We start from the raw sequence: 12,813 nt of genomic DNA, 5'->3' as shown, positions 1-12,813 counted from the left end.
GTTTTCCTTCCAGGTGTGAAGTGCCTGTGAGTATTCCGCTAAAAAGGATGTAGCGATCCCTGAGAAAATTTCCCATCGTTACAAGAATTATTTCAGCAGCCGCAGCCGCTATGTGTTTCCTAACTAAGATTGGGTAGTTTTGCTGCTGCGTTTTTTTCAATTCCTAACGCTGGCAGTAAGTTATCTATTGCTGTTGCATAATTAATTGCTGCGCTCCAGCTGTCATATTCAGCCATTATTTTTGATAATGTTGCTTGCCATACGTCCTGTTCGACGCTCAGCAGGTCATTGATGCTTCTTTTGCTAAGTGTATATTCATTTTTATAAACCTCACGGGTGCGTAAGGCGTTTTCCAGCTGCATCTTGCCGGCATCCATTCTGCCGCGCGCGCCTGACCAGTCGGCCATTGCAACCGATGCTTTTTGCAGCACGTCAAAGCGAGCCTGGTCAACCTGAGAAGAAGCCATCGCCCTTGCGCCTTCGGCCTGCCGAACCCGGGCAGAAACCGCACCGCCCTGATACAGCGGAGCATCAATATTGAGCTGGATCTGGTCATCCCAGTAGGCCCGGTTATCAGATTCATAACGCGTGCGTCCACCTCTGAGACTTAGCGTCGGCCAGTGCTCAGATCGGGCTTTATCAACGCCATACTCGGTCGACGTTTCCATGGTTTGTGCCGCAAGGATAGAAGGGATTAGCGAATAGTCGATACTGTCGAGCGACGCCTGCCTCACCTCCAGCGAAGCTGGCAATGGGGACAACTGGCCAGCATCAATGCCGGTCAATACTGACAGTTTTGCTCTGGCGCTTAGCAGCGCGGCCTTGTATTGCTCAAGCGTCGCCTGCATACCGGATACACGAGTCTGGGTTTGCAGTTCATCTGAGGTCGAGCTCAGGCCTGCATCCGCCCGGAGCCGCGCCATGCGCTGAACATTCTGCAACGCTATGATATTTTCCTGTGCCGCCTGGGTCAGTTCGGTAAACCGCCTGACTTCAACATAACTCAACGCGGTTTTTTCAGCGACATCGGACAAGGTGGCCATCAGCTGATAGCGATAGCTTTCAGTCTGAGCCGTTGACTGATTAATGGCGCTATTGGTTTTACCAAAATCATAAAGCAACTGAGTGAGGCTTAGCCCCCAGGAGGCGGAATTGCTCAGCGAGCCGCTGGAGTCAGTGGTTTGACTGTGCCCCGCGCTGCCACTGAGCCCAATTTGCGGCATCCATCCACTACGAGCCTCGTCAATCTGAGCCTGTCCAATACCCATTTGTGCAGCCTGCTGGCTAACAGAAGGATCGCGGTCAAATGCGAAGAGAATACTCTCTTTAAGTGAGGCAGAAGCCACTCTGGCGGTACCTGGTGGGCCGCTATAGGCCGAAGCAACAGTGCTAAAAGTGAAGCCTGAGATTAAGATAAATGCTGCTAACAGTGGAGGTGTAATTAATTTCCGCAAGAATGTTCTCCTTCCCTTATAAGCCCCCTAAGGATGATCTAAGAAATTGAGCCGCAGATAACCTCCGCAGGCTTGCTGAGTCTCTTCGTTTCTGATTAACGAAAAATCCCAACATGGTTAATTCCTTTTAACGCATCGCTAAACCCATGCTGTAACGCACTGTAATAACAAAGGAAGAAGTTATCCAAATAATCCTAATAGGAATTAGCTTAATCGCAAATGTTATTTTCCGCAGAGCATACCAAATTGTCCGAAATTGGACTATACCCCCAATGTTAAAGCGGTGTTAACAAAGAGAAAATTTCTGTGGTTTCCAGACAATTCAAAGAAATAATCATTTTTGAGCTTCTCGGAAAAATCTTGTTTATTTAGTGGGTTAAGCAGTATAGCTGAGTGGACATTTTTGCGTTAATTTCTCGAGAAATCTAACACAAAGATTTTCAAACAATTGTCAATTTTCGAACTACGCACGATATTTGCTTGACAAAAATAACTTTATTAACGTCTCGGGCAGTACAACAACCTTAGCAAAGCAAACAAAATAGAATATAATTCCTTTAATAAAATCATAATTAGAACATTAATCTATCTGTTAAATTTTTGTCAGAATATTCGCAAGATAATTTTCGCGATCTCAGATTTTTCCATTATTTTATAAAATTACCACCATGGACTGTTGAAAAATCTTTTGAGATTACTCTTGAGAAAATTGCGTATTTTTGATCCGTTACGGGCTGTAAAGTGGAATTAAACCGACTGGTTCGGAGATATTCCTGGCAAGACACAGAGCTGTCAACCAGGCCTAACTGCAAGATATTTAAGACTTTTTAGGAAAGGAATTCTTAGTAATACAGAATAACATCCTTAGGAAAAGCTTAAGAAATCGCCTTGCGGATGATTCTGACGAATATGTCCCGCTTGCGGTATAAAATCAGCGTGACAATAAAACCATCATTAAAACCCCACAATCGGTGACGGATTATCAACGACTGCGGGATAGTTAACGCCGGCGATTAATCGAGATCGGCACCGTTAGAGGCTATAACCTGCTGATACCAGCTGAATGACTTCTTCTTATAGCGGTTACCGCTTCCTTCAATATTGTCGTCCAGTTCAACGTAAATAAATCCGTAGCGCTTGGACATCTCTCCGGTCGACATACTGACCAGGTCAATACATCCCCACGGCGTATATCCCATCAGCTCAACCCCATCGTCAATGGCATCGGCCATCGCTTCGATATGTTTACGCAGATAGTTGATACGGTAATCATCAGCGATGTAATGATTTTCATCCGGTTTGTCGACAGCGCCGAGTCCATTTTCAACAATAAACAGCGGCTTCTGGTAGCGGTCATATAGCTGATTAAGCGCGATACGCAGGCCAACCGGATCAATTTCCCAGCCCCACTCGCTGGCTTCAAGGAATGGATTACGCACCCCGCCCAACAGGTTACCTTGCGCACCATCCGCATCCGGGTTAGTGTCATTAACCGTGGTTGACATATAGTAGCTGAACCCAATGTAGTCGACGGTATAGTCAGCAATCAGCGCCAGATCGCCCGGCTCGATCGCCAGTTCCACGCCCAGCTTTTTCCACAGGCTTTTGGCGTAGTAAGGATATTTGCCACCGGCCTGAACATCAGCGCAATAGAGGTTAAAAGCCTGCTGGGATTGAAATGCCGTTAACTGATTAATCGGATTACAGTCATAAGCATAGGTAGTCGCATACAGGATCATGCAACCCATCTGAATTTGCGGATTTACCTCGCGAGCGATTTTCACTGCGGTACTGCTGGCAACAAACTGATTATGCCAGGCCTGAAATTTTGCCTGTGGCTCAAGCGCGCCAGTATTAACGATTAGCCCCTGACTCATAATCGGGAAATGGGCTGCGCTATTGATTTCGTTAAAGGTCATCCAGTATTTGACCTTACGACCAAATCGCTCAATCACCGTGCGGGCGAAACGCTCGAAAAATGCCACCAGCGCACGGTTTTTCCAGCCACCGTACTCCACTGCCAGCTTAAGCGGCATCTCATAATGGGAAAGAGTGATAACCGGTTCAATGCCGTGGGCAAGACACTCATCAATCACCTGCTGATAATGAGCGAGGCCCGCTTCATTTGGCGACTCTTCCACGCCATTCGGATAAATGCGTGTCCAGGCGATCGAAAAGCGATAACACTTAAAGCCCATCTCAGCAAACAGTGCAATGTCCTGTTTGAAGCGATGATAGTGATCAATGCCTTTATGGTTTGGATAAGTGAACCGTTGCGAGTTCAGTGAAAAATCGAACTCCGGAGAAGAGACGATCGCTAACCGTTGTTTACCGCCTGGAATGGCATCAACTATCGATGGCCCTTTGCCATCTTCGTCCCACGCCCCTTCAACCTGATTTGCCGCGGTGGCACCACCCCATAAAAAACCTTGCGGAAACTTATCTCTCATTAACCACACTCCTGTTGTAAACAACTAAAGATCAACGGCACCTGCAGCACTATGACTGCTGAGCACTCAGGCTTTTTTCGAGTGTATGTGAAAATGGCACGACGCAACAGTGATTGGCAGGCAGAACAGTCATATCACTGATTTACATCAATTGTTTACATCCGTATCCTTTTCCTGATCGGATAAAGACATTATGTATTATTGAGTTTGTACTTATTAATTTAAAATTAATAATATTACATTTAATTATTAACAACATTAAACTTTATCATTTTTTGATCTGTAACTTAATTTTTAATAGTTATTTATCCCGAAATAGGGTTAAGCTGTTGTTCAGCTGGACAGAGAAGCTCTCCACATATCAGGTTCAATCATGAAGACGATTTATCTACCGCTTTTCATTGCCATCGTGTTCGAAGTAATTGGCACGACGTTGATGAAATTCGCTGAAGGATTTACAAAACCCGGTTACACCGTGGCTACACTGGCCTGTTACGGCGTGGCCTTTTACTGCCTGTCATTAACTCTGCAACATATTCCGACCGGTATTGCCTACGCTATTTGGTCTGGCGTCGGCATCGTGCTGATTTCGTTAGCAGCCTGGGTGCTTAATGGTCAGAAGCTTGATCTGGCAGCAATTATCGGCCTTGCGTTTATTATTGTTGGCGTCATCATCGTAAACGTATTTTCTAAAGCGGTCCCACATTAAGTCTAATGCAAAAAATCTGCTGGTGATTTATTCATGCAAAACATGACCCTTTTCAATCTACCGTAAGATAGTCCTCTCTGAAAATTAAATTTATGCAACGGGCTTTGCATCTCAACTTTTTGTTGCATTAACATTTTATTTATAACACAGGAAAAGGGGTCAATAACATTATCAATATATCTCATCTCATTTGATAAACGTTGTATTCATGCTACCATTTTTGAATATTAATAATTAGTTAAGTACTTATCATGTCATTAAAAAAAGAGAGCATCATGGATGTTGCTACCGATCTCTTCAATAGAGAAGGCTATCAGTCGGTCGGTGTTGATAAAATCGCCGCCGAAGCCGGGGTCTCGAAGCTAACGCTTTACCGGCACTTTCCTTCTAAGGAGCGCCTGATTAATGAAGTTCTGCGTAAACGCAAAGATGATTTCTTGCAGGACATTTCAGCTGTTATTCAACATCAGCCAACCACCAAAGAGCAGCTTTTCTCTTTTTTTTGTTATTATCATGACTGGTTCAAGCATGAAGATTTTCACGGCTGTATGTTTACTCATTCGCTGTCAGAATTTGGTCGCAAATCGACAACGGTATTGGAAATTAATCAGGAAATAAAACGGCATCTTATGCAGATACTTTTGACAATTTTATCTCCCTTAGTCAAAGGCGAAAGAGCACATCGTATAGCCTATGTTTTTATTATTCTTATTGATGGTTCTATTACTGCAGAGCTGACATGGCGCGATCAAAATGAATACTCACCTGCACTGGCGGCATGGTCAACGGCCAAAACAATTCTTGAATCTGAAGGCATTCATTTTTGATAACCTTGACGTAGTCTGCCATGAAAGTTTAACACATTACCCTCTTACATCCGATGCTATGCTTCATTTTGGTTCTAAAAAGTCAATATTCATCAACTGATATGGCTTTTTTTTATAAACCTTTTAATTATTAAGACTCCAGTCACCTGACAAGTCATAAATCTGATAAACCATCCATAATTATCAGCAAGCTTTTAGCATTACCCATACAGACCGAGCGGTATTACTTTGAATACAAACATGTGATTCAGAACAGGGTTTTTCTTAATTGTAAGAAAATTGCCGCAAACCAAATCAATAGCATAGATTAAATATAAACAATAATTTAATATTTTTATTGAAAAACAGATCTGTTTACTTTAGTTTCTTTTTAACAGGAGCTTCAGGATTCAAATCTATGGAAAGTATAGTCAGCCATAAACCCACAGTTATCTCCGGGAAATTTTTACCTGCAGCTTTAGATGAATATATATGTACGCTGCTGGGAACCATGCATCTGGATGCTATTTTCAGTCACTACCCTTCTCTTGTCGCCCAACTGACCGAAGCGGTAGAAACTGAACTCAATTTAGCTTATGGCGTCAGCAATGCCGACAACAGCCGTAAGATTATACAAAAAACGTTATTCTGGCTTTATCAGACCGCGCTGGTCGACCCACTGGCGCCGGAGAGTAAAAATCAACACAATGCGGTGATGGTCACGCTGCGAACCATGATTGAAAAAAGTTGGCTGGCTTATGAGATGCAAAATTGTTTCATGCCTGGATTGCCATTGACGGTTTCACCCGATTCATTTTCCCAACATTTACAGCAGCTATGGCTCAATCATCGCGCGGCTGAACATCCGCTCTATGACTATCTGCAGCATCAGGCGTCAAAAACACAGCTCAGCTATTTCTTTAAATGTGATAGTGCGCTTAACCTGCTGTTTTTCGACCTGATTGCGATGGCGATGGTCGGCGCGCGTCAGGATACACGCAGTGAATTAAGCCGGAATATGTGGGATGAGTCGGGCATGGGGAGCGATTACTTCACGCACGTGAATCTGTATAAAGCACTGTTGACTGAAAACCAAATTCCTCTACCGGAGGATAATTATGTGCACCTGTTAAGCTGGCAAGGGCTGAGCGGCTATAACTTATTTTTGCTGGGCGGTATAAACCGTGAGCATTACTTCAAGCTGGTAGGTGCACTGGCGATGACCGAGTTGCTTGATCCCAGCCATTACCAGAAATTAGTTTGTGGCAGTAAACGGCTGGGGATGAGCGATCAGCAGCTGCATTACTATACCGAGCATATCGATGTCGATGTTATTCACGCCAATGGCTGGTTGCAAAACGTTATCACCCCCATCGTCGCTCTTACGCCGGCAGCGATGACAGAAATATGGATTGGTGCCAATCTGCGGCTCAGTAGCATTGATAAGTATTATGACTACCTGCTTGAAAAAATTATAAAAATAAATTAGCTGACGAAAGAAATATTTTTCGCACAGCAATATCGTTGACGGCTCTGTCAATTTCTGCCGCATTAACGAAGCTTACTCTTGATATCAGGCGAAATATGCGGTTCCGGCACGTTCTCAGGATGGACGCCGGAAGGTTTTAATGCATAAATGGCAGCACCACAAAATATGCCAGTGCTTCAACTGGAAGTGAGAGCTTCCCTCTCTTTCTGGCTTAATCTGTCGTTTAACCTGAACTGAAGACTCAGAATTCCGGGCCTGCGGTTCAGGCCCACCTTCGCCTGTAACACAACAACTGAGAATGGACTCATGAATATTCAGGGATGCTCCCACTCAAGTAATTTAAACAGAGTTATGAAAAACAGGGATATTTATCCGGATCGGCTCAGTCCACAGATAAATTCCGTTTCCCCTTTATCACCAGTAAGTAAGAATCTGAATTGCCTCAGAAGCTTAAATACTTCGTTGCGCAAATCCTTGTTAAAAATTGCTGGGTGCAATCGCCACTGGAGCGCCATTCCATTGCAGGGTAGCGATGCCTTTGCCGTTGAAGCAATGCTCTGCTCACTGCTGACCGCCACTGACCATCTGTTAATCGTCGAGAATGGCAATTATAGTGGCCGCATGGCAGAGATTTGTCATATTCATCATATCCGTCATTCAATAATGCATTTTGATCCCACGCGAGGCATTGAACTTAACCAGGTTGCCCTGGCGCTGGAAAACGATCGCTCGATTACGCATATCGCCGCGGCACATTTTGAAAAACTGTACGGGGTGAAAAACGACATCGACGGCCTGGCTCAACTGGCAGAGATGCACGGTTGTCGCCTGATGGTAGATGCGATCACTACTTTTGGCCTGCTCCCCCTCAACTACGCGGCGCCAGCTTTGGCCGCCGTCGCACTCTCCTCCAGTAACTGCCTGCATGCGCCACCAGGCATTGCCTTTGTACTGGTATGCAAAAGTGAACTGGCAGAGCGAACGCCACCACGCACTTTTAGCCTCGATCTCAAAGCGCAAAATCGCGCACTGGAGCAACATGGCCACTGGCGTATTTCCCCCTCTCTGTCGATGATGCAGGCACTGCACCAGGCGATGGAGCACTACCTGCAACAGGGGGGGCGCGAAGCGCGCTATCAGTTGTATTGTCAGCGAATGATTTATCTGTTGAAAGGTATGGCAGCGCTGGGATTCAGACCCTGCATTGAGCCGCAGTACTGTGCGCCATTGCTGGTTACGCTGGCCGCACAGGATGACCAGCACTTCGATATCGACAAGCTTAATGAATACTTACGCCAGCGGCAGCTGGTAATGCGCGTTACGCCAGGTGAGGCTGCGGGATCATTACGCATTGGTGTGATCGGTGAACTCAGTCTCAGCGATATCGATAGCCTGTTAAACGTCTTTCGCGATCTGGACTGGGCGGAGCGAATCGATAATCTGAGTGAGTTGCCGTCAGGCTAAGCTGGCCCGATTATAACCGGGCGTTGCCGCTAACCCTGCGCCCCTGAAAGGAGATCAATTATGCGCCTTGCATGTCTGATGGCAGGAACCGGACGCCGTCTGATGCCGTTAACGACGCTACATCATAAAAGCTGCCTGGCGCTGGATAAGCGCAGAATAATTGATTATCAGCTCAGCACCTTTGAGCAAGCGGGCATTGGTCATAAAACCTTTGTTGTCGGCCATGGTGCGGCGGAGCTTTCCCGAGTGCTGTTTGAGTCGCTGCAAAACAGCCATTTTACGTTATTAAACAATCCGCTTTATCACTCCTTTAATCTCGACTGGAGTGCCTGGCTGGCGCTGCATCAGGATGACGGACCGGTTATCTATTACGAAGGCGACCTGCTGATATCCTCCTCGTTGCTGAAGGAGGTAAACAGCCATCCGGACGAGATTTGTGTCGCGATGGATTCATCCTGCCAGAATGCTGATGATAATGCCCTGAGACTCAGCGCGCAGCAACACGGTCCCTGCGGGGGGTTTATTACCCTGGTAAAATTGGGAAGTGCCGCGCGCCAGTTTGTGGTTGAGCAATTGGCAATGCAGCCCTACGAGGGCGAAATCCAACTGTATAAGATTTTGCAGCGCGCTTTTATGCTGTTTTCCACCACTTATATTGAAGCAGCAGGCCGCCCGTGGATCAGAATCGATAATCTGCAGCAACTGCAACGCGCCAGCCAACTGGCAGAGAAGATTGTAAACTCATAAGCCACAGATTATCTCGCTGCTGATGGCGCTGTTCAGCTTGCCGCTGACTCTGCATTTATTTGCTGGCGAAGCAGGGAAATAACCTGTCCATTACTGGCTGGCAGAAATTGCCGGGTTTTAGCGCTATAATCCGCGCAAATCAGCATAATAAGGAAGTCAGAATGGTTACCAATACCGCGGTCAAACTTCGACCGCTGGAGCGCGAAGATCTTCATTTTGTTCATCAACTGGATAACAACGCCAGCGTGATGCGCTACTGGTTTGAAGAGCCGTATGAAGCTTTTGTCGAGCTGTCAGATCTGTATGACAAGCATATTCACGATCAGAGTGAACGCCGCTTTGTGGTGGAACATAACGCCGTGAAAGTCGGACTGGTTGAGCTGGTTGAGATTAACCATATTCATCGTCGCGCAGAATTTCAGATTATCATCGATCCTACACATCAGGGTAAAGGCTTAGCCAGTCAGGCGGCGAAGCTGGCGATGGATTACGGCTTTTCGGTGCTTAACCTCTACAAACTCTATCTGATTGTTGATAAAGAGAACAAAAAAGCGATTCATATCTACACTAAGCTGGGATTTGAGATTGAAGGAGAACTGATCCACGAGTTCTTTATTAATGGTGAATACCGCAACACCATTCGCATGTGCATTTTCCAGCATCAGTATCTGGAAAAATATAAACCTCATGGTGCAATGGTTAAGCCAACCGCGCAATAAGCCAGCCGGAATAATACCTCAATTAACAGCAAGTTGCAGGGCGGCGCTCTCGCCGCCCGTACCAGTGATTAACCCTTTATGTCATCAAACCCTCAACTTCGGGCACCGACCGGATTCATAATTGGCTGCACGCCTTGCGGCTCAATGCAGTACATGCCGCCATGAAAAGGATCAACCAGCAACCAGCCGATAAAGCCGCCAAGCGGAATATTACCGAGGCTGTACCAATGGCTGATCTGCTGTTTTAACGCCAGTGTTTGCGGCACATAGCCCGGCGCTTCCAGCATCACCTGATACTTTTTTTTGCCGAAATAGCTGCCGTCGGACTTCTGCAGAATCACGGTTTGTGGCGTGATACCCTGCGCCACTGCGCGTCCTGTTTCATCCTGTACCACGAAGCTGACGCCCTGTGGGCGCGAATCTATCACTACCGCCTGAGTTTCATTACCCACTATTGTGGCGCAGCCACTTAACATTCCCAGCGAGACCAGTGCCAGCAGAATCGATTTCATCATACTTCCTGCGTCAATAAATCATGCAGACAGTCTAAACGCCAGGCGCGGGCTTTTCATTAATCACGCCCGGCAGAGCCAGGCGTAATAACGCAAATTTTCAGTGGGTTATCTCTTATGGCAGCATTTTACGATGGCAGCGATATCCGCCGGTGTGGTGCGGCAACAGCCGCCTATCAGCTTCGCGCCTGCCGCATGCCACTGCGGTAATTTGTCACTTAATGCACAGCCGTCTGCGTCGTTGCTCCAGGTTTTACTGCTGGCATCGTAGTGTTCACCGGAATTGGGATAAACCACCAGCGGTGCCGTCGTCAGCGCGTTCAGGGTCGTTAGCGCGGCAGTTACACTCTCCAGTGCAATACAGTTGATGCCCATAGCCACCACTTGCGGAGTAGTCGCCAATAGCGCCACCACTTCGGATAGCGGCGTACCGTCACTGAGATGCTCGCTGTCACGCAGCGTGAAAGAGAACCATGCTGGCGTTGCCGGAAACTCTTGTAATAATTCTGCCAGCGCCTTAATTTCAGCAAATGACGGCAGCGTCTCACAGGCCAGCAGATCCACCCCGGCGGCCACCAGCGCCGCCATGCGCGGCCGGTGAAACGCCATCATCTCAACGTGTGGCAGCTGATAATCACCGCGGTATTCAGAGCCGTCGGCCAGATAAGCGCCATAGGGGCCGACCGAACCGGCAATCAATAATTTTCCGCTTTGCGGATGCAGAGCCAGATAGTCAGTACGCGCCCGTGCGGCCAGCTCTACGCTACGTGCTATCAACGCCTGCGACTGCGCGGCATCCAGCCCGCGCGTAGCAAAACCCTGCGGCGTCGCCTGGTAGCTGGCGGTGATTGCGCATTGCGCCCCGGCGCTAAAATAATCGTAGTGAACCTGATAAATAAGCTCAGGATTTTCCATCAGCACTTTAGCCGACCACAGACTGTCGGTTAAATCACAGCCGCGCGCTTCCAGCTCAGTAGCCAGCGCGCCATCAAGCACCAGGGTCGTGCTGTGCTCGAGGATTTCGGCAACGGGATTGTTAAGCGACATGTTCGGTTTCCTTAGCAAGCTCACGCTTTTTCAGCAATTGAGTGAAATAGTATGCGCCATAGCAGATGGCGACGAATGGCAGGCCACACCATAAAGCAATACGCTGTTCAGGATCGAATGCCAGGCCAACACAGGCCAGCAGGCAGAGTGAAAAACCAACCACTGGCGTCAGCGGGAACCAGGGTGCGCGATATTTCAGATCGGACAGCGGTAGCCCTGAACGCAGATGATGACGACGGAAAGCGTAATGCGAAGCGCAAATACTCAGCCAGACGGCAACCACGGCAAAACCTGAAATCGCCGACAGCGCAACAAACACCGTATCCGGCGCGATTACGCTGGAGAACAGTGCCAGCAAGCCGCCAAGCATACTGACTGAAATCGCCACCAGCGGAATGCCGCGTTTAGTCATGCGGGAAAAACAGCGCGGCAGCGTGCGTTCATTAGACAACGACCACAGCATACGACCTGACGCATACAGCCCCGAGTTCGCCGCCGACAGGATCGCCGTCAGAATCACAAAGTTAAAAATATCGGCCGCATAGGGAATACCAATTTTTTCAAATACCAGTACGAACGGACTTTTAACAATGCCGGCCTGATCCATGGGGATCAACGCCGCCAGCACGAATACGGTACCGATAAAGAAAATTACCAGCCGTGCCACGGTGGTACGGATCGCCATCGGCACCACTTTATGCGGATTTTCGGTTTCACCGGCGGCGATGCCGATAAGCTCAGTACCAGAAAAGGCAAAGTTGACCGCCACCATGGTCATCAGGATCGGCAGCCCACCGTGCGGCAGCCAGCCAGAAGAGGTCAGATTGTGCAGGAAAGGTGCACTGGAGCCATCTTTCATCGGAATAAAGCCAAACATCGCGCCAGCACCGAGAATGATAAATGCCAGGATGGTGACCACTTTGATAATCGAGAACCAGAATTCCCCTTCGGCAAAGAAGCGTGACGACACCACATTCAGCAAAAAGATAATCGCGCAGAACAGCAGGCACCAAACCCAAACCGGGGTTTGCGGAAACCAGTACTGCATACAGAAGCCGGCGGCAGTCAGGCTGGAACCCAGTGCCACCGTCCACGTCAGCCAGTAGAGCCAGGCGACGGTATAGCCGGTGGCCGGGCTGAGATAACGGGCGGCATAAACGTGAAAAGCGCCGGTTTCCGGCATCGCCACCGACAGTTCACCGAGGCACAGCATCACCAGATAAACCACCAGCGCACCAATCGTATAGGCCAGCAGAGTGCCGGCTGCGCCGGTGGTAGAGATAATATAACCGGTATTAAAAAACAGTCCGGTGCCGATTACACCGCCCAGTGACAGCATCACCAGGTGGCGTGCTTTCATAGTGCGTTTAAACTGACCGGAAGGGGGATTTTCTTGAGTTGACTGCATCGTGTATA

The 12,813-nt window shown here is 47.9% G+C and carries 11 protein-coding genes; 6 read left to right on the top strand and 5 right to left on the bottom strand.

Annotated elements, in window-relative coordinates; translation table 11 throughout:
* Nucleotides 1-119 precede the first annotated feature (119 nt).
* A complete protein-coding gene (locus ACP3TC_RS04350; RefSeq protein ID WP_313853340.1) occupies nt 120-1,346 on the bottom strand; it encodes a TolC family outer membrane protein in 1,227 nt (408 codons plus the stop codon).
* Between the two features lie 1,121 nt (nt 1,347-2,467).
* A complete protein-coding gene (locus tag ACP3TC_RS04345) occupies nt 2,468-3,904 on the bottom strand; it encodes a glycoside hydrolase family 1 protein (protein WP_426817583.1) in 1,437 nt (478 codons plus the stop codon).
* Nucleotides 3,905-4,277: 373 nt separating this feature from the next.
* Between ACP3TC_RS04345 and ACP3TC_RS04340 the strand changes: the two genes are divergently transcribed.
* The 6 genes from ACP3TC_RS04340 to speG all read left to right on the top strand — a co-directional run bounded on the left by ACP3TC_RS04340 (nt 4,278) and on the right by speG (nt 9,838).
* A complete protein-coding gene (locus ACP3TC_RS04340; RefSeq protein WP_313853343.1) occupies nt 4,278-4,613 on the top strand; it encodes an SMR family transporter in 336 nt (111 codons plus the stop codon).
* A gap of 275 nt (nt 4,614-4,888) precedes the next feature.
* The gene (locus ACP3TC_RS04335; protein WP_426817582.1) at nt 4,889-5,440 is read left to right on the top strand and encodes a TetR/AcrR family transcriptional regulator; all 552 of its coding nucleotides are present in this window, start codon (nt 4,889-4,891) and stop codon (nt 5,438-5,440) included.
* A gap of 397 nt (nt 5,441-5,837) precedes the next feature.
* Entirely contained in the window at nt 5,838-6,908 is a 1,071-nt protein-coding gene (locus tag ACP3TC_RS04330; protein WP_313853345.1) for an iron-containing redox enzyme family protein, read from the top strand.
* Nucleotides 6,909-7,382: 474 nt separating this feature from the next.
* Nucleotides 7,383-8,372 (top strand): aminotransferase class V-fold PLP-dependent enzyme, encoded by a 990-nt coding sequence (locus ACP3TC_RS04325; RefSeq protein WP_426817581.1) that lies wholly within the window; start codon nt 7,383-7,385, stop codon nt 8,370-8,372.
* Nucleotides 8,373-8,432: 60 nt separating this feature from the next.
* Nucleotides 8,433-9,119 carry a sugar phosphate nucleotidyltransferase gene (locus ACP3TC_RS04320; RefSeq protein ID WP_313853348.1) on the top strand — a complete coding sequence of 229 codons (687 nt, stop codon included), beginning with the start codon at nt 8,433-8,435 and terminating at the stop codon, nt 9,117-9,119.
* Between the two features lie 161 nt (nt 9,120-9,280).
* On the top strand, nt 9,281-9,838 hold the full coding sequence (gene speG, locus ACP3TC_RS04315; RefSeq protein ID WP_313853349.1) for a spermidine N1-acetyltransferase: 558 nt from the start codon (nt 9,281-9,283) through the stop codon (nt 9,836-9,838).
* Nucleotides 9,839-9,930: 92 nt separating this feature from the next.
* On the opposite strand, the gene ACP3TC_RS04310 is transcribed toward speG, so the two are convergent.
* The 3 genes from ACP3TC_RS04310 to mmuP form a co-directional block, all read right to left on the bottom strand.
* On the bottom strand, nt 9,931-10,350 hold the full coding sequence (locus ACP3TC_RS04310) for a hypothetical protein (RefSeq protein ID WP_426818235.1): 420 nt from the start codon (nt 10,348-10,350) through the stop codon (nt 9,931-9,933).
* 108 nt (nt 10,351-10,458) lie between these two features.
* On the bottom strand, nt 10,459-11,397 hold the full coding sequence (gene mmuM, locus ACP3TC_RS04305) for a homocysteine S-methyltransferase (RefSeq protein ID WP_426817580.1): 939 nt from the start codon (nt 11,395-11,397) through the stop codon (nt 10,459-10,461).
* Entirely contained in the window at nt 11,387-12,805 is a 1,419-nt protein-coding gene (mmuP, locus tag ACP3TC_RS04300) for an S-methylmethionine permease (protein ID WP_313853351.1), read from the bottom strand. The genes mmuM and mmuP overlap by 11 nt, the downstream gene beginning before the upstream one ends.
* Nucleotides 12,806-12,813: the final 8 nt, after the last annotated feature.

This window comes from Winslowiella sp. 2C04, assembly GCF_050037805.1.
GTDB lineage: Bacteria > Pseudomonadota > Gammaproteobacteria > Enterobacterales > Enterobacteriaceae > Erwinia > Erwinia toletana_A.
Note: the sequence above shows the minus strand (reverse complement) of the source record. Positions and strands in the feature narration are given on the sequence as shown.